Source organism: Burkholderia sp. PvR073 (assembly GCF_054055695.1).
In genome coordinates, this window is the sequence record NZ_JBSRXO010000005.1 from 259,846 (window position 1) to 283,096 (window position 23,251).

A 23,251-nucleotide genomic window follows, 5' to 3' on the forward strand; every position below is an offset into this window, starting at 1 on the left:
GGCGCCGGTCGGGCCGAAACGGCACGGCCGGACGCGAAAAGGCGTGACGGAGCGGTGTTACCGCCGGTTCTTAAAGTCGTTCGGCAATACGCGACGCGGCCCGTGCGTCACGTATTGCATGTTGCATGCGAGTCGTACGCGATCAGTTGAAGGAACCGATCCGCTTCAGGTCGCCGAAGTTCATCCAGATGAAGAACGCGCGGCCGACGATGTTGTTGTCCGGCACGAAACCCCAGTAGCGGCTGTCCGCGCTGTTGTCGCGGTTGTCGCCCATCATGAAGTAGTGACCCGGCGGCACCTTGCAGATCACGCCGCGGCTGTTGTACGTGCAATTGTCGCGATACGGATAGTCGTAGGCGCCCATCACGAACGGCGGCACGGCGGGATTGTTGAGGATCGCATTCTTCTTCGTGCCGATCGTTTCCTCGAACTGCTTCGCGTAGTTCTGGCGCTCGTCGTCGAAGAAATCCGGCAGCGGCGCTTCGGGCACCGGCTGGCCGTTGATCGTCAGCTGCTTGTCCTGATAGGCGACCGTGTCGCCCGGCAGGCCGATCACGCGCTTGATGTAATCGACCGACTCGTCCTTCGGATAGCGGAACACGACGACGTCGCCACGCGACAGCGGGCTGCCTTGCGTGATCTTCGTGTTCGTGATCGGCAGGCGCAGACCGTATTCGAACTTGTTGACGAGGATGAAGTCGCCGACCAGCAGCGTCGGCACCATCGAGCCCGACGGGATCTTGAACGGCTCGACGACGAACGAACGCACGACGAACACGGCCAGGATCACCGGGAAGAAGCTCGCGGTGTACTCGAGCCACCACGGCTGGCGCAGCTTTTCGTCGCGCAGCTTCGAACGCGTCTGCACCGCGTTTTCGTCCGCGAAACGCTTGTCGACGCGCGACTGCTGGCGATCGAACTCTTCGATCGCCACGTCGGCCGCCTTGCGTCGCCGCGGCAGGAACACCAGTTTGTCCAGCACCCACGCTACGCCCGTCAAGACGACGAGCACAAAAAGAATCAGCGCAAAATTCATAAAAGGATCAGTCCTGTTATTTGTCTTCGACGCGCAAGATCGCGAGGAACGCTTCCTGCGGGATCTCGACCGAACCCACCTGCTTCATGCGCTTCTTGCCTTCTTTCTGCTTCTCGAGCAGTTTCTTCTTTCGCGTGATGTCGCCGCCGTAGCACTTCGCGAGCACGTTCTTGCGGAGTGCCTTGATGTTCTCGCGGGCGACGATGTGCGCGCCGATCGCGGCCTGGATCGCCACGTCGTACATCTGGCGAGGAATGATCTCGCGCATCTTCGCGGCGACTTCGCGGCCGCGATACTGCGACTGCGACCGGTGCACGATGATCGACAGTGCATCGACCTTGTCGCCGTTGATCAGCATGTCGACCTTCACGACGTCCGACGAACGGTATTCCTTGAACTCGTAGTCCATCGACGCATAGCCGCGCGACACCGACTTCAGGCGATCGAAGAAGTCGAGCACGATCTCGGCCATCGGGATCTCGTACGTGAGCTGCACCTGGCGGCCGTGATATTGCATGTTGATCTGCGAGCCGCGCTTCTGCTCGCACAGCGTGATCACGGAACCGACGTAATCCTGCGGCATGTACAGGTTCACGGTGACGATCGGCTCGCGAACTTCGGCGATGCGGCCGGGTTCCGGCATCTTCGCCGGGTTCTCGACCATGATCGTCGAGCCATCGCTCTGCACGACCTCGTAGACGACCGTCGGCGCGGTCGTGATGAGATCCATGTCGAACTCGCGCTCGAGCCGCTCCTGCACGATTTCCATGTGCAGCAGCCCGAGGAAGCCGCAGCGGAAACCGAAGCCGAGCGCCTGCGACACTTCCGGCTCGTACTGCAGCGATGCGTCGTTGAGCTTCAGCTTCTCGAGCGATTCGCGCAGCGCATCGTACTGGTTCGCCTCGACCGGATACAGCCCCGCGAACACCTGCGGCTTCACTTCCTTGAAGCCTGGCAGCGGCTCGCTGGCGGCCTTGGCCACATGCGTGACCGTATCGCCGACCTTCGCGGCCGTCAGTTCCTTGATGCCGGCGATGATGAAGCCAACCTGCCCTGCCGACAGCGATTCGAGATTGCGCGACTTCGGCGTGAACACGCCGACGTGCTCGACCGGATACTGCGCGCCGGTCGCCATCATCTTGATCTTTTCCTTCGGGCGCAGCGTGCCGTTGACGATGCGCACGAGCATCACGACGCCGACGTAGTTGTCGAACCAGGAATCGATGATGAGCGCCTGCAGCGGCGCGGCCGGATCGCCCTTCGGCGGCGGCACCTTTGCAATCAGCGACTCGAGCACGTCCTCGACGCCCAAGCCCGTCTTCGCGCTGCAGCGCGTCGCGTCGGTCGCATCGATGCCGATCACGTCCTCGATCTCCTCGATCGCGTTCTCGGGGTTCGCGGCCGGCAGGTCGATCTTGTTCAGCACCGGCACGACCTCGACGCCGAGCTCGATCGCCGTGTAGCAGTTCGCGACCGTCTGCGCCTCGACACCCTGGCTCGCGTCGACCACGAGCAGCGCGCCTTCGCACGCGGACAGCGAACGGCTGACCTCGTACGAGAAGTCGACGTGCCCCGGCGTATCGATCAGGTTGAGGTTGTAGACCTTGCCGTCGCGGGCGCGATAGGACAGTGCCGCCGTCTGCGCCTTGATCGTGATGCCGCGCTCGCGCTCGATATCCATCGAGTCGAGCACTTGCGCTTCCATTTCACGGTCTGCGAGGCCGCCGCATACCTGGATGATGCGATCCGCGAGTGTCGACTTGCCATGGTCGATGTGCGCGATGATCGAGAAATTGCGAATATGATCCATTCAGTGCCGATCAAGCGAAAAAGGCGCGCTCGACGACTGCGGAGCACGCCTTGTGTAAGTCGGTGAAAAAACGGCTTATTTTAGCCGAAAAGGCCTTTGCCGGGCGGTAATTTGGGACGCCCGGCCCGGGGCACCCCGCTGGAGCCTTTGGTGTAAGGGCCCGGCGACGGAAGCCCCGCGCGCGGGGCGGCCGGCCGACGCCCGGGGTCGGTTCAGCGCCGGGCCGCGAGCGCGCCGCGCACCCTCGCCTCGTCGAACCGGTGGCGACACACTTCCGTGCCATCCAGCAGCAGCACGGGCACGTCCTCGTCGTAGCGGGCAACGAGCGCCGGATCGGCATCGATGTCCACGTAATGGACTTCGATACCGGATTCCGCCGCTACCGGCGCCAGCGCGTCGCGCATGTCGTCGCACAGGTGGCACCAGCCGCGGCCGTAGAGCGTGAACATCGACGCGTTACTTCTGGGTCGGGCGCGGACGCACCGGCACGAACTGCGTGTTGTCGCCGCGCCGCACGAGCACCGCGACCGCCTTCTGCGAATCCAGCTGCGCGGTCACTTCCGCGAACTGCTTCGCGCTCGTGATGTCGGTGTCGCCGACGCGCAGCACGATGTCGCCGCGCTGCAGGCCCGCACGGGCAGCCGGGCCGTCGACGCCGTCGATCTGCACGCCGTTCTTCAGCTTCAGCGACTTCATCTGATCCGCCGGAATGTCGGTGACCGTCAAGCCGAGCGAATTTGCCTGGCGCGGCTTCTGCGGCGCGTTCTTGCGCTGCTCGGCCTTCGCCGTCGTCTCCGCCGGCGTCTCGGCGATCGTGATCGGCAGATCGCGTGCCTGACCCTTGCGCCATACGCTGACGGTCGCCTTCGTGCCCGGCTTCGTGTCGCCGACCATGCGCGGCAGATCCGATGCCGCCTCGACCGGCCGACCGTTGAACTTCAGGATGATGTCGCCCGGCTGGATGCCCGCCTTGTCGGCCGGACCACCCGGCTCGACGCTGCTGACGAGCGCGCCCTCCGCCTTCGGCAGCCCGATCGAGTCGGCCACGTCCTTCGTCACCTCGCCGATCGCCACCGCGATGCGGCCGCGCGTGACCTTGCCGGTCGCCTTCAGCTGGTCGGCCACGCGCATCGCCTCGTCGATCGGGATCGCGAACGAAATGCCCATGAAACCGCCGGTGCGGCTGTAGATCTGCGAGTTGATGCCGATCACCTCGCCCTGCATGTTGATCAGCGGGCCGCCCGAGTTGCCGGGGTTCACCGCGACGTCGGTCTGGATGAACGGTAGGTAGTCGCCCGTGTTGCGGCTCTTCGAGCTCACGATGCCGGCCGTCACGGTGTTGTCGAGGCCGAACGGCGAACCGATCGCGACGACCCACTCGCCGACGCGCACCTTGTTCGAATCGCCGATCGCGACGACCGGCAGGTTCGACGCCTGGATCTTGACCACCGCCACGTCCGTGCGGTCGTCGACGCCGATCAGCTTCGCCTTGAATTCGCGCTTGTCGGTCAGCGTCACGTAGATGGTGTCCGCATCGTCGACGACGTGCGCGTTCGTCATCACGTAACCGTCCGCCGACACGATGAAGCCCGAACCGACGCCGCGGTTCTGCTCTGTGTCGGGCGGATTGTCCGGCGTCGGCGCGTTCTTCGGATTGCCGTTGCCGCTACCGTTGCCGGGCGCCTGCGGCAGCGGAATGCCGAAGAAGCGCCGGAAGAATTCCGACATGTCGCCATTGTCGAAGCCCGGCGGGAGCACACCGCGCGGGCCGGGCATCGGCACGTTCGCGGTAGTCCGGATGTTCACGACGGCCGGCCCGACCTTTTCAACCAGATCGGCGAAGTCGGGAAGGCTGGCGGCTGGCGGCGTGGCCGCCGCCGCGGTATGCGGGACGAGGGGCAGGCAGGCACACAGCACCGCCACCGCGAACACTTTGCGCAGCGTGAGTTTCGTCATGTCGGAAGCCGTAGCGTTACTTGGAAGCCTTGTATTCTATGGCAGCCGCGAACTGCTGCAACGTGGCCGGCGGCACTTCGCCGAGCACGGTGATCCAGTAGTCGCCGCGACGCTTCACGAGAACGTGGGTCGCACCGGTGCTGCCCGCGCCTTCCTTGCGCGTGTTCTTTTCGGCCGGCTCGATGAAGACGGAGATCGTCGCGAGTCCGTCGGTGAAGACGGCCTGGTCGACCGCAATCGGCGGATCGCCGGCGTCGCGCGCGGCCATCGGGCGGCGCACCTCGCGAATCTTCCGGAAGCCGGCGACGGTCGGCGCGATCTGCCAGCCCTGCGCTTCCATGTCGACCGTCGCGACCGGCGGGTGGACCACTGTCCAGCCGCTCAGGTTGCGGATGCCGGCCGCGATCGCGGACTTGTCGCCGGACGTGCCGCCTGTCTGGACTTGCGAGAACGCGATCTGCTCGAGCACGTGATCGCTCGCGTCGAGCGTCTGCGAGCGCAGCAGCAGCCCGGTCCGGGCATCGGCCCACAGCTTGTACGTGAAGCGGTATGCATCCTTCGGCACGAGTTCGACGACTTGCGCGTCGAGCCCCGCCACACGGTCCTTGCCGAGCAGCTTCGCGTCGTAGACGGACATCACGTGCTCGCCGCCCGCGCCGAGCAGCGAAGGAAACGAGTCGCGCGTCTGGCGGCGCTCGATCACGCACAGCTTGCGCTCCGGCACGAACGTGTACAGCTCGTCGTTATGCCGCAGCACCTTGCGCGGCTTGCCGTCGAGCGTCTCGATCCGCTCGAACTCGCCGTCGCGGGACGCCACGTGCGCGATGCGCGACGACTGGACATACCCGCCGCGCTGGTAGACGAACGTGCCCTCGTAGTTCTGCTGCTGCGCCGCCTGCTGGATGCGATCGAGCCACTCCGCCGCACCCTTGCGGGTCGCGACGGGATCGTCCGGTTGCTGGGCGCTGGCAGGGAGGGATTGAACGGACAACAGGACGGCTGCGCAAAGCAGGAGGGCCGGCAGCCGCTTCCATCCGGAGATGGCGTGATTCAACTGCAATGTCCGCATCGAGTTTATTGGCCTGGCGTGGTGGTCACGGCAGCGCGGATCAGCGGCATCGAGCCTGTGACGACGGGCTGCTGCGCGAATTGCTGGTGCGCTTCAAGGTATTGGTCGAGACTCGCGTCGCGGATGATGTTGACGTCCTGCAGGCCCGGCTGCGCCGATGCCTGTGCGACCGTCACGCGCTGCAGGTTGCCGCTCTGCGGCGCGCCTGCCGAGGCGACCTGGACGGCGCCGGGCGCACCGGCCGTCTGCATTTGCGGAACGACGATCCACGTCAGCGTGGCGGCCGCGGCGGCCACCGCGAAAGCGGGCACGACACGGCGGCGCAGCGACAGCAGCTTGCGCGCGACCGGCGCGGCGGCCGGTGCGAGCAGGTGCGGCTCGCTTTCGAGCGCGGCGGACATGCGCGCGGTGAACGCGACGCTCAGCGCGGGCGACAGCGCGAGCTCGTCCGAGCGCAGCGCATCGCCGATCAGGTGGTAGCGGGCCCACGTCGCGCGGTCCGCACGATCGAGCTCAGCCAGAAACTGCCCGTGATCCGGGCCGTCGAACAGCTCACCGTCGACCAGAGCGGAAAGACGCTCGCCGCGCGAGTACGCTTGCGACTGCTTATTGACCGACCCCATGATGCTCCCCATCTTGCACACACCCCGTCGTGATTTCACGACTCTATCCGTAACTAGACCCTGACCGCGTCGTTGCACCCGTCGCGCTTACCAGCGCTTGCCTTCGGGTGTATCGAGCAGCGGACGCAATTTAGCAGCGATTGCCTCGCGCGCCCGGAAGATCCGCGACCGGACCGTCCCGATCGGACAATCCATCATTTCCGCGATCTCTTCGTAGCTCAGGCCCTCGATCTCGCGCAGCGTAATCGCCTGGCGCAACTCTTCGGGCAGGACGGCCATTGCAGCGTTGACCGTCTCGGCAATCTGCTTGCTCATCAACATCGACTCAGGCGTGTTGATATCCCTTAGTTGGTCTGCGTCGGAGAAAGTTTCCGCTTCCTCGGCATCGGCCTCCGTGGAGGTCGGTGCCCGGCGGCCTTGCGTCGCAAGGTAGTTCTTCGCCGTATTGACGGCAATCCGGTACAACCACGTGTAGAACGCCGACTCGCCGCGGAATTGCGGCAGCGCACGATACGCCTTGATGAACGCATCCTGGGCCACATCCTCGACCTCGGCGGGATCCCGCACGAGGCGCGAGATCAGCCGAATGATCTTGCGGTGGTATTTGGAGACCAGGAGTTCGAACGCCGCCTTGTCGCCTTTCTGTACGCGCTCGACCAGAGCCTGATCGATTTCTTTTTCACTCACCTGACAAATCCGTTAACTAGGGATGCAACGCGGAGCGTTATTGTAACGTTCCGGCGCCGGCCGCTGGTTACGGTCGGTAACCGAGCCGCCGTCATGCCCGCCCCGCCGTGCCCGCGGTACGCGCCAGCACGGACAGCGCGCTGAACGACGCGGCGTCGAGCGCATCGGCCGGAATCAGCAGCGGCCGGGCGCGCCGGGCGCCCTGCCCGACCGACAGCACGAGCAGCAGGCTGCTCCAGTGCGCATGGCCGGTCACGCGGCCCCGGGCCAGCAAGCGCCCGGTGCGGCCAAACGCCGCAATCTCCCCGAATGCATCGATCCGCAATTCGGCCGGCAGCCGACGGGCACAGGCCCGCGCGGCACACACGGCAAGCAGCGCGGCCGTTGCCGCGGACACACACGCGCCGGCAGCGGCACCGGCCCGCGGCGCCCAGAACAGGTACGCGGACGCGGCAGCCGCCGCGACGAACGCGGCCAGCACGACATACGACACGGCCGAGGCCCGCAACGCAAAGCGCTGCGGACGCCCGGCCGGAGCATCGAATGGACTCGTCAAGCGATTTCGACGTCAGACGCGCTTGAACACCAGCGTGCCGTTGGTACCGCCGAAGCCGAAGTTGTTCTTCACGGCCACGTCGATCTTCATGTCCCGCGCGGTGTTCGCGCAGTAATCGAGATCGCACTCGGGGTCCTGGTTGAAGATGTTGATGGTCGGCGGCGACACGTTGTTGTGCAGCGCCAGCACCGTGAACACCGACTCGAGGCCACCCGCGCCACCCAGCAGGTGGCCCGTCATCGACTTCGTCGAGTTCACGACGAGCTTGTACGCGTGCTCGCCGAATGCCGCCTTCACCGCGTCGGACTCGTTCTTGTCACCGAGCGGCGTCGACGTGCCGTGCGCGTTCAGGTACTGGACCTCGTCCGGGTTCACGCCGGCGTCACGCAGGGCCGCAACCATGCAGCGGCGCGGACCGTCCATGTTCGGCGCGGTCATGTGGTACGCATCGCCCGTCATGCCGAAGCCCGAGACTTCCGCATAGATCTTCGCGCCGCGTGCCTTCGCCGCCTCGTACTCTTCGAGCACCATCACGCCTGAACCCTCGCCCAGCACGAAGCCGTCGCGGTCCTTGTCCCACGGACGGGACGCGCTGGCCGGATCGTCGTTGCGGGTCGACAGCGCGCGCGCGGCCGCGAAGCCGCCGATGCCCAGCGGCGACACCGTCGATTCGGCGCCGCCTGCGACCATCACGTCGGCGTCGCCGGCCTGGATCAGACGTGCCGCGAGGCCGATGCTGTGCAGACCGGTCGTGCAGGCCGTCACGGCCGCGAGGTTCGGGCCCTTCAGGCCGAACATGATGCTCAGGTGACCCGAGATCATGTTGATGATCGAACCCGGCACGAAGAACGGCGAAATCCGGCGTGCGCCGCGATCGACGTAGGTCTGGTGCGTGTCTTCGATCATCGGCAGGCCGCCGATGCCGGAGCCGACCAGCACGCCGATGCGTTCCGCATTGGCTTCGTTCACCTCGATGCCGCTGTCCCGGATTGCCTGGACGCCGGCTGCGATGCCGTAATGGATGAACGTATCCATGTTGCGGGCTTCCTTCGCCGGGATGTATTCCTCGGCGCTGAAACCCTTCACCTCGCCCGCGAAATGCACGGCGAGGTTCGACGGATCGAACTTCGTGACGGTGGCGATGCCGGACTTGCCGGCGACGAGATTGGCCCAGCCGTCGGCAACATTATTGCCAACGGGCGAAATCAGCCCCAGGCCTGTAACGACAACACGACGGCGGCTCACGGTAACCTCTTTTCCATTGGATGACAAAAACAAAAGCCACAGTGGCCCCGGGAACCAGCCCTGCGAGCCCTGTGGCTGTTAGTCCGTCCGGCGCGAATGCCGGCAGGATGGCGCGTCAATCGCGAAGATCGCGGCGACGTTGCGGATAAGCGCGAAAGGCGCTTACGCCTTGACGTTTGCGCGAGCGTAGTCGATCGCTTGCTGAACCGTCGTGATCTTCTCTGCTTCTTCGTCCGGGATTTCCATGCCGAACTCGTCTTCGAGCGCCATCACGAGTTCAACCGTGTCGAGCGAGTCAGCGCCCAGGTCGTTCACGAACGATGCTTCGTTCTTGATCTCGGCTTCTGCGACGCCCAGTTGCTCAGCGACGATCTTCTTGACACGTTGTTCGATGTTATCCATTACCCCTCCGAGGGAAAGTTCAGATTTACAAGTGCGCGCATTTTATCAGGTTTGCTGACGCCAAAACGCGCGTTGGCTTGATGGTCGATCAAGCACCGATCCGCCTGAAAAACGGGATACGGCGCGGATGGTAAACGAAAATCGTTACGACATGTACATGCCGCCGTTCACGTGCAGCGTCGTGCCGGTGATATAACCGGCCTGCGGCGATGCGAGGAACGCGACGGCATGGGCGATATCTTCCGGGCTGCCGAGTCGGCCGAGCGGAATCTGAGTCTTGAGCGCGGCCTGCTGTTCTTCCGGCAGCGTCTTCGTCATGTCGGTGTCGATGAAGCCCGGCGCGACGCAGTTCACCGTGATGCCACGGCTGCCGATTTCACGCGCGAGCGCACGGGTCATGCCCGCGACGCCGGCCTTCGCGGCCGCGTAGTTGGCCTGGCCCGGGTTGCCGGCCGAACCGACCACCGACGTGATGTTGATGATGCGGCCGCCGCGGGCCTTCATCATCGGCCGCAGCACCGCGCGCGACAGGCGGAATACCGACTTCAGGTTGGTGTCGATCACCGCGTCCCAGTCCTCGTCCTTCATCCGCATCGCGAGTTGGTCCTGCGTGATCCCGGCGTTGTTCACGAGCACGTGGAGCGCGCCGAATTCCTTCACGGTCGCGTCGATCAGCGCTTCGGCAGCCGCCGCGTCGTTGACGTTCAGCACCGCGCCGCGGCCCGTCACGCCCGCTTCCGCGAACCCGGCGGTAATCGCGGCAGCGCCCGATTCGCTCGTCGCGGTGCCAATCACCGTCGCGCCCAGGCGCGCGAGTTCGAGCGCGATCGCCCGGCCGATGCCGCGCGATGCACCGGTCACGATCGCGACCTGTTTATCGAGAGTCTTTTCCATGAATCGAATATCCGTCTCTTGAGGAAAGGCGCCGCGTCAGGCGGTCGCCAGCTTCAGTGCTTCGTCGAGCGAAGCCGGATCGAACACCGATGCGCCGACCAGGTTGCCGTCGATGCGCTTCGTCAGGCCTGCCAGCACCTTGCCCGGACCGCATTCGATCACGTGCGTGACGCCCGTGCCCGCGATGTGCTGCACGCATTCGACCCAGCGCACCGGGCCCGCGGCCTGGCGCACCAGCGCGTCCTTGATCGCGGCCGGATCGCTGACCACCGCGACGTCGATGTTGTTGACGACCGGAATCTGCGGCGCCTTCACGTCGACGTTCGCGAGATAGTCGCGCAACTGGTCCGACGCCGGCTTGAGCAGCGACGAATGGAACGGCGCCGATACCGGCAGCGGCAGCGCGCGCTTCGCGCCCTTCGCCTTCGCGATTTCGCACGCCTTCTCGACGGCCGCCTTCGCGCCCGCGATCACAACCTGCGCCGGCGCGTTGAAGTTCACGGCTTCGACGACGCCCGCTTCCGCGGCTTCGGCGCACACCGCGCGCACCGTGTCGTCATCGAGGCCCAGGATCGCGGCCATGCCGCCCTGACCGACCGGCACGGCCGTCTGCATCGCCTGCGCACGGAAGCGCACGAGCGGCACCGCGTCCTTGAACGCGATCGCGCCCGCCGCGACGAGCGCCGTGTATTCGCCGAGGCTGTGGCCCGCGACGATCGACGGCGCCGGGCCGCCGGCCTGCTGCCACGCGCGATAACACGCGTAGGCGGCCGTCAGCATCACCGGCTGCGTATTGGTGGTCAGGTTCAGCTCTTCGGCCGGACCGTCGGCGATCAGCTTGCCGAGATCCTGATTGAGTGCATCGGATGCTTCCTGGAGCGTCTCGCGCACGACGGCCAGATCGGCGAATGCGTTGAGCATGCCGACCGACTGCGAGCCCTGCCCAGGAAAAACGAATGCAAATTTCATATCGTCCCCAATTGAATCGATTCGGACGGCGCGCGCGAACGGCGCGCCGGTTTGGGAGCCGCGCGCAGCAGTCGCGCGCCCCGGATCAGAAGCGGAAGACCGACGCGCCCCAGGTGAAGCCGCCGCCGACGCCTTCGATCAGCACGTGCTGGCCGCGCTTAATGCGACCGTCGCGCACCGCGGTGTCGAGCGCCAGCGGGATCGATGCAGCCGACGTGTTGCCGTGCTGGTCGACCGTCACGACCATGCGCTCCTGCGGCAGGCCGAGCTTGCGGCAGGTGCTGGTCATGATGCGGATGTTGGCCTGGTGAGGAATCAGCCAGTCAACCTGCTCGGGTGCGAGATTCGCCTTGGCAAGGGCCTCGATCGCGACCTTTTCGAGCACGTTGACCGCGAGCTTGAACACGGCCTGCCCGTCCATGTACAGGAACGCGCTGCCGTCGATCACACCGCGATTGACGTTGCCCGGCGTGCAGAGGATGTGCGAATAACTGCCGTCCGCGTGCAGCGCGCTGCCGAGCACGCCCGGCTCTTCCGATGCGGACAGGATCACCGCGCCCGCGCCGTCGCCGAACAGCACGCAGGTGGTGCGGTCCTTGAAATCGAGAATGCGCGAGAACGTCTCCGCGCCGATCACGAGCGCCGTACGGTGCTGGCCGCTGCGGATGAAGCTGTCGGCCGTCGCCATCGCATAGGCGAAGCCGGAGCACACGGCCTGCACGTCGAATGCCGCGCCGCCGTTCTTGATGCCGAGCTTGTTCTGCAGCAGGCAGGCCGTGCTGGGGAACACGAAATCCGGGGTCGAAGTCGCGACGATGATCAGGTCGATCGACTGCGGATCGATGTCGGCCGCCTCGATCGCACGACGCGCCGCTTCGAGCGCGAGATCGCTCGTCGTGACGTCCTGTGCGGCGAAATGGCGCGCATGGATGCCCGTGCGCGCAACGATCCACTCATCGCTCGTCTCGATGCCTTCTTTCGCGAGACGGTCGGCGAGCTGCTGGTTCGTGACGCGGTCGGGCGGCAGGTAGCTGCCCGTGCCGAGCACGCGGGAATAGAGAGTCGATTGGGCCATTTATGCTTTAGAGGATTGCGCAGCGGAAGGTTCAGCGTGATGGCCTGCGGCCGGGCTCGTCGGGCCCGCGCCGCCCGCGTCGTGTCCGCCGTCGCCGAGCGACACCGAATTGTCCGCCATCGCGCGCGCGAGGCGCTCCAGCACGCCGTTTTTGACGGCATCATAACCCCGTTTGATCGCCCACTCAAACGCGTAGGCATCGGCGGAACCATGGCTTTTGATCACGAGGCCCTTCAGCCCCAGCAGCGCCGCGCCGTTGTACTGGCGATGGTCGACGCGCTTCTTGAAGCGCATCAGCACCGGCAGCGCGAGCAGCGCCATCAGCCTCGACATCAGCGAGCGGCCGAACTCCTCGCGGATGATGTCGGACAGCATCTGCGCGAGCCCCTCGGACGTCTTGAGCGCGACGTTGCCGACGAAGCCGTCGCAGACGATCACGTCGACCGTACCCTTGTAGATGTCGTTGCCTTCGACGTTGCCGCGGAAATTCAGCGTGCTGGCGCGCAGCAGTTCACCCGCGCGCTTGATCGTCTCGTTGCCCTTGATGACCTCTTCGCCGATGTTCAGCAGGCCGATCGTCGGACGCTCCTTGCCCTCGAGCGCGGCGACGAGCGCGTGCCCCATCTCCGCGAACTGCAGCAGATGCTGCGGCTCGCAGTCGACGTTCGCACCGAGGTCCAGCATCATCGTGTAGCCGGTCGGGTTCGGCAGCGCGAACGCGATCGCAGGCCGCTCGATGCCGGGCAGCGTCTTGAGCACATAACGGGACACGGCCATCAGCGCGCCGGTGTTGCCGGCGGAGATACAGGCCTGGGCCGCGCCTTCCTTGACCTGGTTGAGCGCGACACGCATCGAAGAATCCTTCTTCTTGCGCAGCGCCACTTCGACAGGGTCGTCCATCGCCACGACTTCGGTGGCGGGCACGATGGTCAGCGCGGGATCGTCGAGGGCTTTCAGCTTTTTCAGCTGAGCGCGGATCGCGCTTTCGATGCCGACGAGCATCAGGTGCGCATCAGGATGCGCGCGGACGAACTTGACTGCCGCGGGAACGGTCACGGACGGGCCGTGGTCGCCTCCCATGCAATCGATTGTGAGCTTTACGGTCATGGAATGCGACGAATTTCAGGCACAAAAAAGCGGCAGTTGAATGCCGCCTTTTTGTTGAGCCAGGAAAGTGTCAAGCGAACCAGTTGTCACGCGAACGGCGAGCGTAGCGCGCAACGCGTGACTTGACGCTTAGTCGTTCTTCGTCTTGACGACTTTCTTGCCGCGATAGTAGCCGTTCGGGCTGACGTGGTGACGCAGGTGCACTTCACCCGTGCTCGGCTCGACTGCCAGCGGCGCTGCCGTCAGGAAATCGTGCGAACGATGCATGCCGCGCTTCGACGGCGACTTCTTGTTTTGCTGGACTGCCATGACTAACTCCTAATTGATTTTCCGGATTCTAACACAGCCCGATCCGGCGCTTAACTACCCTGGCCCAAAGCCTTTACGCCTTCCCGCGCCACAACTGCTTAGTGTTTCTTGCTGCCGTCCCCGTCCTTCTTCAACGCTTGCAGCGCCGCGAACGGATTCGGCCGTTTGCCTTCGTCCTCGTCTTCGACGGACTCATCGTCCGCGTCTTCCGAAGGACCGCTCACACCCGACACGAGGCTTTCGTGAACTGCCGGGCAAACCTCGTGCTTGGGCACGAGCGGCAACGAAAGCAGCAATTCCTCTTCGATCAAGTCGACGAGATCGAACTGGCGTGTGCCCACGATCACATCGGCTTCATCGTCGTCGAGCGGAAATTCTTCAGCTTCTTCTTCGGTCGCAACGACCCGGTACGTCATGTCGACGTCGAACGTCTCGTCGTACGGGGTCATGCAGCGCTGGCACGTGAGCCACGCATGGCCGTGCACCGCGAGTCGCAGATACGGCTGCTGCCCATCGGCGCCGTCGTCCTGCAACTCCTTCTGGGTGAACCCTTCGGCCTGCCACGTGAAGACCGTGTCGCGATCTGGCGCGTCGGCCGCCACCTCGTTTAACATGCGCGGCAGTTGCGACAGGCGCACCGCACCCGCTGCCTGCCGCCCGCTGCGGGCGAATTCGAACAGGTCGACTGCGTGCGGATCAAGCGATGCCGCCGGCTTGCCAGAAGAAGTGTTCATGTTGCGCTCCTGCCTACAGGCTGACTTGCGGGATCCGGCTAGCTGCGCCGCTCATTTGGCGCCGCTCACGGACGTGATCTACGCCACGTACGATTACGTAACTTTACTTCCGAAGACCCGGCAGGCGCCACCACTGCGAAAGCCTGCCGACGAAAAGCGGGAAAGCATACCTGTTTTACCTTTTGCGGTCAATCACTTATGCTTGCGCCCTCGCAACGCCGCGCCACACCTGACGACTCACCGACCCAATCGACCATGCCGTATACCGTTTGCCGCCCGCCGCGGCTGATTCTCGCCTCCAGTTCCCGCTACCGCCGCACGCTTCTCGAGCGCCTCGGTCTGCCGTTCGACGTCGTATCGCCCGACCTCGACGAAACCCCGCTCGCGGGTGAAACGCCGGCCGCGACCGCGCTGCGTCTCGCCGGCGCGAAGGCGCGCGCGGTCGCCGCGACCATCGACGCGCCGGACGGCGTGCTCGTGATCGGGTCGGACCAGGTCGCGACGTTCGACGGCCTGCAGATCGGCAAGCCCGGCACGCACGAGCGCGCGCTTGCGCAGTTGCTGTCGATGCAGGGCCGCGACGTCGAGTTCCACAGTGCGCTCAGCCTGTACGACAGCCGCACGGGCGAAACGCAGAGCGAGGACGTTGTCACGCACGTGCGCTTCCGCTCGCTGCCCGAAGCCGAACTCGATGCGTACCTGCGCGCGGAAACGCCGTACGACGTCGCCGGCAGCGCGAAGTCCGAAGGGCTCGGCATCGCGCTGCTCGACGCGATCGACTCCGACGACCCGACGGCGCTCGTGGGCCTGCCGCTGATCGCGCTCACGCGGATGCTGCGCACTGCGGGCTATCCGCTGTTCACTACCCACGGAGACCGCGCATGACGGCCGGCACACTTTATCTCGTCCCGAACACGCTCGGCGAAGGCGACGAATCGATGCTCGCCGCCGTGCTGCCCGCGGCCGTGCAGGCACGCGCCGGCACGCTCGGCTATTACATCGGCGAAAACGCGAAAACGACCCGCGCGTTCCTGAAGAAGATCGGCACGACGCGGCCGATCCAGGAAATCGGGATCCGCGAACTGAACGTCAACACACCGGCCGGCGAGATCGACAAGCTGCTCGCACCGGTGCTCGCGGGCACGGACGCCGGGCTCGTGTCCGAGGCCGGTTGCCCCGCCGTTGCCGACCCCGGCGCGCTGCTGGTCCGCCGTGCGCACGAACGCGGCGTGAAGGTCGTGCCGCTCGTCGGGCCGAGTTCGATCCTGCTCGCGCTGATGGCGTCGGGCCTGAACGGCCAGAGTTTCGCGTTCAACGGCTACCTGCCGGTCGATGCGGCCGCGCGCGCGAAACGCCTGCGCGAGCTCGAGCAACTGTCGCGCAAGGGCCGCCAGACGCAGATCTTCATCGAGACACCGTACCGGAACCAAGCGATGCTCGATACGCTCGTCGCGACCTGCGCGCCGTCGACGCAGATCTGCGTCGCGGCCGACCTGACCCTCGAAACCGAGACGATCGCCAGCCGTTCGGTGGCGGACTGGAAAAAGGCGCCTGCGCCGAATCTGCACAAGCGCCCCGCCATCTTCCTGCTGCTCGCGAACTGACGCGCCGGCACCCGCAGCCGCTTCGCGGCACGGGGCGCCCGGCTCCGTTCGCCGCTGCGCCAGCCGTCGCTCAGCGCAGGCTGAACGACGTGCCGCCCGCGGCGAGCGCCTTCATCGCGGCACCGCCGACCGCCGCGCCGAACTTGCGCGCGACGCGGTTCGTCAGGCTTTCCTTCACCGTGTAGTCGACGAGATCCGGCGCCTTCAGCACGTCGCGCGCGACCGTGTCGGTCGTGCCGTAGCCGTCGGCGAGCCCGAGCTCGACGCTCTTCTCGCCCGTCCAGAACAGACCCGAGAACATGTCGGGCGTTTCGTGCAGCCGCTTGCCGCGACCCTCCTTCACGGCCTTGATGAACTGCGCATGGACCTGGTCGAGCAACTCCTGCGCATGGGCGTCCATCTTCGACGTCTCGGGCGAGAACGGGTCGTAGAAGCCCTTGTTTTCGCCCGACGTGTGCAGGCGGCGGTCGACGCCGAGCTTGCCCATCAGGCCCGTGAAGCCGAACCCGTCCATCAGCACGCCGATCGAGCCGACGATGCTCGCCTTGTCGACGAAGATCTTGTCAGCAGCGGACGCAATGTAATAACCGCCCGATGCGCACATGTCGGTCACGACGACGTACAGCGGCTTGTGCGGATATTTCGTGCGCAGCCGACGGATCTCGTCGTAGACCATCCCGGCCTGCACCGGGCTGCCGCCCGGGCTGTTGATCCGCAGCACGACGCCGGCCGCGCCGTCGTCGTCGAACGCGGAATCGAGCGCCGTATTGATGTCCTCGGCGTTCGCGTTGGTGCCCGCCGCGATCTCGCCGTCGATCGTCACGAGCGCCGTGTGATGCCCGCCCGCCGAGAACTTCGCGTCGCTCGAGAAATCGATCAGCGCGAATGCGAGCAGCAGGAACACGCCGAGGAACGCAAAGCGGAAGAAGATCTTCCAGCGCCGCGCCGCGCGCTGTTCCTTGACGGCCGCGAGCGCGATCCGCTCGAGCGCCGCGCGCTCCCAGTTCGGCTCGCGGCTGTCGGGACGGGACGAGGAATCAGGGATATTCGTTTGGTCGGCCATGCAGTGGTGTCGTCAGTCGGTCGTGGCGGGAGGGGTCGAAGCGGCGGGACGCAGGTCGGCATCGGGCACCCAGAATACCGCACGGCCGTCCGGCATGTCGCGCTCGTCGACCTCCACCGGCCGCAGGCGGCCGCCGCGGCATGGGCCGCCGACGCACTTGCCGGTATCCGGCGCGTAGATCGCACCGTGCGTCGCGCACATCAGGTAGAGGCCCGACGACTCGAAGAACTGCCCTTCGGCCCAGTCGAGCTCCATCGGCACGTGCGCGCAGCGGTTCAGGTAGCCGTACGCACGGCCGTCGTAGCGCACGAAGAACACGACCGCCTGCTCGCCGCGCAGCGTTGCGTCGACGCGCACGCCGGCGCCGCCGTCGGTCAAGGCGTCCGATGCGCACACGCGCACGGCTTCCGGCGCCGCGCTCATGCGTTCTCCCGCAGCCACGCCGCCAGCGCGACGACGTCCGGCGCGACGAAGCGCGGCGTCAGCGCGGCCAGCGCATCGGCCGTATGCGCGCCGTACGAGACGCCGACGCCGGCCGCCCCCGCGCTCGCCGCCATCTGCAGGTCGTGCGTGGTGTCGCCGATCATCACGGTACGCGCCAGATCCTGCCCCAGTTCGCGGGACAGTTCATGCAGCATCGCCGGGTGCGGCTTCGAGAACGTTTCGTCCGCGCAGCGCGTCGCATCGAACAGGCTCGTCAGCTTCGACTGGTCGAGCACGCGATTCAGCCCGACCCGGCCCTTGCCGGTCGCGACCGCGAGCAGGTAACCCGTATCGCGCAACTCCGCGAGCAGTTCGCGCACGCCGGCGAACAGCGCGATGCGCTGGTCGTCCAGCAGGTAGTGATAGCGGTAACGCTCGGCCAGCCGCGGATAGTCGGACGGATCGAGGGTCGGAGCAGTAATGCGCAGCGCATCGCGCAGGCCGAGGCCGATCACGTAGCGGGACGCCTCGTCCGACGGCGTGGGCAGGCCGAGATCGCGGCAAGCGGCCTGGATGCTGTGCGCGATGTGCGCAGTCGAATCCATCAGCGTGCCGTCCCAGTCGAAGACGATCAGGTCAAATTGCTGTCGGGCCATGCGAGTCATGCGTTATCGCGCAAAGCGCTGAGTTGATCGAGGAAGCGCCGACATTCGTCCGGCAGCGGCGCGTCGAACTGCAGCGGCTCGCCGGTCAGCGGGTGCGCGAGCTTCAGCCGGTGCGCATGCAGGAACATCCGTTTCAGCGACGGCTGCGCGTTCGCGCGCGCCAGCGCCTTGTTCAGTGCGAAATCGCCATACTTGGCGTCGCCGGCGATCGGCAGGCCGAGATGCGCGAGGTGCACACGGATCTGATGGGTCCGGCCCGTTTTGAGTTCCGCTTCGACCAGCGCGTAATCCGGCCAGCGCTCGAGCAGGTTGAACACCGTGTGCGACGGCAGGCCGTCGTCCTGCACGCGCACGCGCCGCTCCCCTTCCGCGGTCGAATACTTGAACAGCGGCGCCTTCACCGCGCGGCGGCGGCCCCAGTCGGCCTGCCACTCGCCGTGTCCGCACGCGAAGTAACGCTTGTCCATCCGGTTTTCGCGGATCTGCTCGTGCAGGCCGACGAGCGCCGTGCGCTTCTTCGCGAGCATCAGGATCCCGGACGTCTCGCGGTCGAGCCGGTGCACGAGTTCGAGGAATTTCGCGCGCGGACGCGCCTGGCGCATCTGCTCGATCACGCCGAACGCGACGCCGCTGCCGCCGTGCACCGCGACGCCGGCCGGCTTGTTGATGACGAGCATCGCATCGTCTTCGTACAGCACCTCGAAATGCGCGGGCGGCACGATTGGCGTGTCGGCGCGCGCGAGATCGGCCGCCGCCACCCGCACGGGCGGCACACGGACGATGTCGCCGAACGCGAGGCGGTACTGGGCGTCGACCCGACCCTTGTTTACGCGCACTTCGCCGCTGCGCAGGATCCGGTAAATATGGCTTTTGGGCACGCCTTTACAGACGCGCAACAGGAAGTTGTCGATCCGCTGACCGGCCGAGTTTTCGTCGATCTCGATCATCGATACCTGGCCGCTTGCGACTGAATTCTGGGATATTTTGCCTAACTCATTCATACTGAATATAATTTTGCCCAGCCTGACGTTGAGGGTGGCCTGACAGGCCGGCCCCGGCTGAATCGGGCAAGGCGCAAGCGCAAACCGCTATTTTACTTGCGCCGGGGGTCTGCTGCTCGCCCCTAATCAAAGAGATGCAGCAAGTTGCACGCACGGCGCCGCCCGTCGGCAAGGATCGCGCCCACAGGCGGATTCGGTCGGCAAGGCGCCGCGGTAACGGAAAGTTGGTTGAAAAGAATTTGATCGGTAGCCCGACGGCGCGAAGTGCGTCCGCAGGCTGCCGGTTGCGAAAATTACGGCGTTGCGCCTGATTTGGCCCCGCGAAGGTGCGGGGCTTGGCGACGTCAAACCAGGGAAGTACACCCCAAGCGGGAAAGTCGGGTTGGATTCGATACTCCCCGCTGCGGCCCAAGCCGCAGCATCTGCCGCCCGTCGGCGCGCGCGACCCATTGCGCGCGCCCGTGGCGATGCCCGGACTCAGGCTTAGCGCGCTTGTGCAGCGTGCGGTGTGTGAACGCCGTGCTTTGAAACCGTATTCGCAGGTGCCCAACGGCCGCCGGCCCCGTCTTTTCGGGCCCAAGCGCCTCTTCAGGCAATTCTCCCCGCCATCCTTCCCGCTCCAGCGTGCTTGTGACAACACAACAAGGTGCGGCCTGCCGTCGTTCCCGCCTTCGCGACTGACAACCGCGAGGCGCCGGCAGCGGAGCCGCCTGGAGTCGTTCATGAAACGCATGCTGTTCAATGCGACGCAGCAGGAGGAGCTGCGCGTCGCCATCGTTGATGGGCAAAAGCTCATCGACATCGACATCGAGACAGCCGGGCGCGAACAGCGCAAAGGCAATATCTACAAAGGTGTCATCACCCGTATCGAGCCGTCGCTCGAAGCGTGCTTCGTCAACTACGGCGAAGACCGCCATGGCTTCCTGCCGTTCAAGGAAGTCGCCCGACAGTACTTCAAGGACGGCATCGACATGCGCTCCGCGCGCATCCAGGATGCCCTGCGCGAAGGCCAGGAACTGATCGTTCAGGTCGAGAAGGAAGAGCGCGGCAACAAGGGCGCCGCCCTCACGACCTTCATCTCGCTCGCCGGCCGCTACCTCGTGCTGATGCCGAACAATCCGCGCGGCGGCGGCGTGTCGCGCCGGATCGAGGGCGACGAGCGCCAGGAACTGCGCGAAACGATGGCGCAGCTGCAGATTCCGGACGGCATGAGCATGATCGCCCGCACCGCGGGCATCGGCCGCAGCGCCGAGGAACTGCAGTGGGACCTGAACTACCTGCTGCAGCTGTGGCGCGCGATCGAAGCGGCGTCGCAAAGCGGCAATGCCGGCCAGCCGATGCTGATCTATCTGGAATCGAGCCTCGTGATCCGCGCGATCCGGGACTATTTCCAGCCCGATATCGGCGAAATCCTGATCGACACGACCGAGATCCACGATCAGGCCCGTGCGTTCATGGACATCGTGATGCCGGACAACGTGTCGAAGGTGAAGCGCTACCACGACGACGTGCCGCTCTTCTCCCGCTTCCAGATCGAGCACCAGATCGAGACCGCGTACTCGCGCACGGTGCCGCTGCCGTCCGGCGGCGCGATCGTGATCGACCACACCGAAGCACTTGTCGCGATCGACGTGAACTCGGCGCGTGCGACCAAGGGCGCGGACATCGAGGAAACGGCGACCCGCACGAACCTCGAAGCGGCGGACGAAGTGGCCCGCCAGCTGCGCCTGCGCGACCTCGGCGGCCTGATCGTGATCGACTTCATCGACATGGAGTCGGCCAAGAGCCAGCGCGAAGTGGAGCAGCGCCTGAAGGACGCGCTCAAGCACGACCGTGCGCGCGTGCAGATGGGCAAGATCTCCCGCTTCGGCCTGATGGAGCTGTCGCGCCAGCGCCTGCGTCCGGCGCTGTCGGAAGGCAGCCACGTGACGTGCCCGCGCTGTAACGGCACCGGCCACATCCGCGATACCGAATCGTCCGCGCTGCAGGTCCTGCGGATCATTCAGGAAGAAGCGATGAAGGAAAACACCGCGGCGATCCACTGCCAGGTGCCGGTCGAGGTGACCGCCTTCCTGCTCAACGAAAAGCGTCAGGAAATCAACAAGATCGAGTCGCGCTTCAAGGTCGGCATCGTGCTGATCCCGAACAAGCACCTCGATACGCCGCACTACAAGCTCGAGCGCCTGCGTCACGACGACGCGCGCCTCGACGATCCGCGTGCGTCCTGGAAGATGGCCGAGGAAGCCGCCCGCGAACTGGAGTCGGAAACCGGCTACAGCAAGCGCACGGCCGACGTGAAGCCGAAGCAGGAAGCGGCGGTCAAGGGCATCACGCCCGAGCGTCCGGCTCCGAGCGCGGCACCGCAGCGCCCGGCCGAGCCGGTTGCGCCGGCGCCCGCCCCGGTCGCCGTGGCAAGCGGCGGCTTCATCGGCTGGCTGAAGGGTCTGTTCGGCATGTCGCAGGCTCCGGCGCCCGCGCCGGTTGCACCGGCACCGGCGAAGGAACAGGCTGCCCGCCCGGCCCGCGAGCGGACCGAGAAGACCGAGCAGCGCGGCGGCGATCGCAACCGCAACCGCCGCGGCGGTGCCCAGCAGGCCCAGGGTGGCCGCGACCAGGCAGCGACGGGCCGTGGCCAGTCGCAACGCCAGGAACGCGAAGGCAAGGAAATTCGCGAGCCGCGTGAACCGCGTGAACCGCGCGAGGGTCGTGAACCGCGTGAAAGCCGCGAGCCGCGCGAAAGCCGTGAGGGTCGCGAAGGTCGCGAGGGCCGTGGCCCGCGCGAAGGCCGCGAACCGCGCGAGCCGCGTGAAAGCCGTGAGAGCCGTGAGCCGCGCGAGAACCGCGAACCGCGCGAGCGCGCCGAGCAGCTGGAAGCCGTCGAGGCAGCCGGCCGCGGCGAGCGCCAGGAACGCGGCGAACGTCGCGAGCGCGGTGAGCGCCGCAAGCCGACGCAGCACGCGGCAACGCTCGAGACCGTCAACCGTGGCGAGAACCATCCGGAAGCGGAAGCCGACCAGGCCGTCGCAGCCCTGCCGGGCGCCGATGTCGCTGCCGACGCGGAAGCCGGTGCACGTGACGGCGAGGAACGTCGCCGTCGCCGCCGCGGCCGCCGTGGTGGTCGTCGTGAGCGCGAGGACGATGGCTCGGTGGTCGAGCACGCCGAGCAAGGCGCGGACGGCGAAGCCGTGCACGCCGTGACGACGGAAGCCCCGGACGCGGTCGAGCCGGCCCGTGCGGCCGCACCGGTCGCCGTGGCAGCCGTGGCAGCCGTTTCGGCAGCAGGCGCCGTGGTTGCCGAAGCCGAAGTCGAGCAGCGTGCCGAAGCGGTCGCACCGGCCGCGGTCGAGTCGCAAGCGGCACCGGTTCGTGTCGAAGCGACGCCGGTCGCACCGATCGAGCCCGCCCCGGTCGCACTGGCAGCCGAACCGGCACCGGTCGCGCCGGCCGCTGAATCGGAAGCCGGCCCGGCTCCGGTCGCGGTTTCGCCGACCGATGCGTTCGAAGTGCCGGCCGCACCGGCTGCCGTCGAAGCGCCGCAGTCCGCGCCCGTCGAGCAAGCCGCACCGGCACCGGTCGTCGCAGCTGAAGTCGCTCCGGCAGCCGTCGATGCGGCTTACGTCGAACCGGGATACGTCGAACCGGGTTACGTCGAAGCCGCACCGGCCGAACCCGTTGCCGCACCGGCTCCGGTGCCCGTCCAGCCGGCCGCCGCGCCTGCTTCGGCGAGCCTCGATGTCGTGCTGGAACAGGCCGGTCTCGTGTGGGTGAGCACGGACGCCGACAAGTTCCGCGCTGCCCAGGAAGCCGCGTCGCGCCTGCCGCGCCCGGCCCGCGTGCCGCGCGAGCGCAAGGCGCAGCCGCCGGTCGACTCGACCCCGATGCAGCAGGTCGAAACGTCGCACCGTTAAGCGACGTATCGCCCGACCAGAAAAAGCCCGCCTCCGGCGGGCTTTTTCATTTCCGCGCTGCGGGTTTCCGCCCACCGGCCCGGCCGACCGCTTGCGGCTAAAATAGAGACCTGAC

At 66.2% G+C, this 23,251-nt stretch carries 23 protein-coding genes; 3 read left to right on the forward strand and 20 right to left on the reverse strand.

Annotated features, from left to right (window positions below):
- Positions 1-142: 142 nt before the first annotated feature.
- The 16 genes from lepB to ACVK00_RS17940 all read right to left on the reverse strand — a co-directional run bounded on the left by lepB (position 143) and on the right by ACVK00_RS17940 (position 14,472).
- Positions 143-1,036 (reverse strand): signal peptidase I, encoded by an 894-nt coding sequence (gene lepB, locus ACVK00_RS17865; protein WP_166725100.1) that lies wholly within the window; start codon positions 1,034-1,036, stop codon positions 143-145.
- Between the two features lie 16 nt (positions 1,037-1,052).
- On the reverse strand, positions 1,053-2,846 hold the full coding sequence (gene lepA, locus ACVK00_RS17870; protein ID WP_006759775.1) for a translation elongation factor 4: 1,794 nt from the start codon (positions 2,844-2,846) through the stop codon (positions 1,053-1,055).
- Between the two features lie 212 nt (positions 2,847-3,058).
- Positions 3,059-3,295: a glutaredoxin family protein gene (locus ACVK00_RS17875; RefSeq protein ID WP_166725101.1), complete on the reverse strand. Its 237-nt coding sequence runs from the start codon at positions 3,293-3,295 to the stop codon at positions 3,059-3,061.
- Positions 3,296-3,302: 7 nt separating this feature from the next.
- Positions 3,303-4,802 carry a DegQ family serine endoprotease gene (locus ACVK00_RS17880; protein WP_284900833.1) on the reverse strand — a complete coding sequence of 500 codons (1,500 nt, stop codon included), beginning with the start codon at positions 4,800-4,802 and terminating at the stop codon, positions 3,303-3,305.
- 16 nt (positions 4,803-4,818) lie between these two features.
- A complete protein-coding gene (locus ACVK00_RS17885; protein WP_284900832.1) occupies positions 4,819-5,871 on the reverse strand; it encodes a MucB/RseB C-terminal domain-containing protein in 1,053 nt (350 codons plus the stop codon).
- 5 nt (positions 5,872-5,876) lie between these two features.
- Positions 5,877-6,494, reverse strand: a complete 618-nt coding sequence (locus ACVK00_RS17890) for a sigma-E factor negative regulatory protein (RefSeq protein WP_284900830.1) — start codon at positions 6,492-6,494, stop codon at positions 5,877-5,879.
- Positions 6,495-6,581: 87 nt separating this feature from the next.
- Positions 6,582-7,181 (reverse strand): RNA polymerase sigma factor RpoE, encoded by a 600-nt coding sequence (gene rpoE / locus ACVK00_RS17895; protein ID WP_006752490.1) that lies wholly within the window; start codon positions 7,179-7,181, stop codon positions 6,582-6,584.
- 91 nt (positions 7,182-7,272) lie between these two features.
- The gene (locus ACVK00_RS17900) at positions 7,273-7,737 is read right to left on the reverse strand and encodes a hypothetical protein (RefSeq protein ID WP_166725104.1); all 465 of its coding nucleotides are present in this window, start codon (positions 7,735-7,737) and stop codon (positions 7,273-7,275) included.
- A 12-nt stretch (positions 7,738-7,749) separates the two neighbouring features.
- Positions 7,750-8,982, reverse strand: a complete 1,233-nt coding sequence (fabF, locus tag ACVK00_RS17905; RefSeq protein WP_228907157.1) for a beta-ketoacyl-ACP synthase II — start codon at positions 8,980-8,982, stop codon at positions 7,750-7,752.
- 162 nt (positions 8,983-9,144) lie between these two features.
- The gene (gene acpP, locus ACVK00_RS17910; protein ID WP_004197638.1) at positions 9,145-9,384 is read right to left on the reverse strand and encodes an acyl carrier protein; all 240 of its coding nucleotides are present in this window, start codon (positions 9,382-9,384) and stop codon (positions 9,145-9,147) included.
- Between the two features lie 144 nt (positions 9,385-9,528).
- On the reverse strand, positions 9,529-10,278 hold the full coding sequence (gene fabG, locus ACVK00_RS17915) for a 3-oxoacyl-ACP reductase FabG (RefSeq protein ID WP_006752487.1): 750 nt from the start codon (positions 10,276-10,278) through the stop codon (positions 9,529-9,531).
- Between the two features lie 36 nt (positions 10,279-10,314).
- Positions 10,315-11,247, reverse strand: coding sequence for an ACP S-malonyltransferase (gene fabD / locus ACVK00_RS17920; protein ID WP_284900746.1), 933 nt, complete (start codon positions 11,245-11,247; stop codon positions 10,315-10,317).
- 85 nt (positions 11,248-11,332) lie between these two features.
- Positions 11,333-12,322 (reverse strand): beta-ketoacyl-ACP synthase III, encoded by a 990-nt coding sequence (locus ACVK00_RS17925; protein ID WP_166725107.1) that lies wholly within the window; start codon positions 12,320-12,322, stop codon positions 11,333-11,335.
- On the reverse strand, positions 12,323-13,429 hold the full coding sequence (gene plsX, locus ACVK00_RS17930) for a phosphate acyltransferase PlsX (protein WP_284900744.1): 1,107 nt from the start codon (positions 13,427-13,429) through the stop codon (positions 12,323-12,325). It abuts the gene before it with no gap.
- Positions 13,430-13,558: 129 nt separating this feature from the next.
- A complete protein-coding gene (gene rpmF, locus ACVK00_RS17935) occupies positions 13,559-13,738 on the reverse strand; it encodes a 50S ribosomal protein L32 (RefSeq protein ID WP_006051932.1) in 180 nt (59 codons plus the stop codon).
- Positions 13,739-13,836: 98 nt separating this feature from the next.
- Positions 13,837-14,472: a YceD family protein gene (locus tag ACVK00_RS17940; RefSeq protein ID WP_228907156.1), complete on the reverse strand. Its 636-nt coding sequence runs from the start codon at positions 14,470-14,472 to the stop codon at positions 13,837-13,839.
- A 255-nt stretch (positions 14,473-14,727) separates the two neighbouring features.
- Between ACVK00_RS17940 and ACVK00_RS17945 the strand changes: the two genes are divergently transcribed.
- Positions 14,728-15,357, forward strand: coding sequence for a Maf-like protein (locus tag ACVK00_RS17945; RefSeq protein WP_105833444.1), 630 nt, complete (start codon positions 14,728-14,730; stop codon positions 15,355-15,357).
- A complete protein-coding gene (locus tag ACVK00_RS17950) occupies positions 15,354-16,076 on the forward strand; it encodes an SAM-dependent methyltransferase (protein ID WP_012363400.1) in 723 nt (240 codons plus the stop codon). The genes ACVK00_RS17945 and ACVK00_RS17950 overlap by 4 nt, the downstream gene beginning before the upstream one ends.
- Positions 16,077-16,146: 70 nt before the next feature.
- On the opposite strand, the gene ACVK00_RS17955 is transcribed toward ACVK00_RS17950, so the two are convergent.
- Genes ACVK00_RS17955 through ACVK00_RS17970 form a run of 4 tightly spaced genes read right to left on the reverse strand, consistent with a single transcriptional unit; the run spans position 16,147 to position 19,228 of the window.
- On the reverse strand, positions 16,147-17,139 hold the full coding sequence (locus ACVK00_RS17955) for a S49 family peptidase (protein WP_284900718.1): 993 nt from the start codon (positions 17,137-17,139) through the stop codon (positions 16,147-16,149).
- A 12-nt stretch (positions 17,140-17,151) separates the two neighbouring features.
- Positions 17,152-17,562 carry a Rieske (2Fe-2S) protein gene (locus tag ACVK00_RS17960; RefSeq protein WP_126227395.1) on the reverse strand — a complete coding sequence of 137 codons (411 nt, stop codon included), beginning with the start codon at positions 17,560-17,562 and terminating at the stop codon, positions 17,152-17,154.
- Positions 17,559-18,218, reverse strand: a complete 660-nt coding sequence (locus ACVK00_RS17965; RefSeq protein WP_284900714.1) for an HAD-IA family hydrolase — start codon at positions 18,216-18,218, stop codon at positions 17,559-17,561. The genes ACVK00_RS17960 and ACVK00_RS17965 overlap by 4 nt, the downstream gene beginning before the upstream one ends.
- Before the next feature lie 5 nt (positions 18,219-18,223).
- Complete coding sequence (locus ACVK00_RS17970) at positions 18,224-19,228, reverse strand: RluA family pseudouridine synthase (protein WP_284900713.1); 1,005 nt, start codon at positions 19,226-19,228, stop codon at positions 18,224-18,226.
- Positions 19,229-19,950: 722 nt separating this feature from the next.
- Between ACVK00_RS17970 and ACVK00_RS17975 the strand changes: the two genes are divergently transcribed.
- A complete protein-coding gene (locus tag ACVK00_RS17975; protein WP_354122941.1) occupies positions 19,951-23,136 on the forward strand; it encodes an Rne/Rng family ribonuclease in 3,186 nt (1,061 codons plus the stop codon).
- Positions 23,137-23,251: the final 115 nt, after the last annotated feature.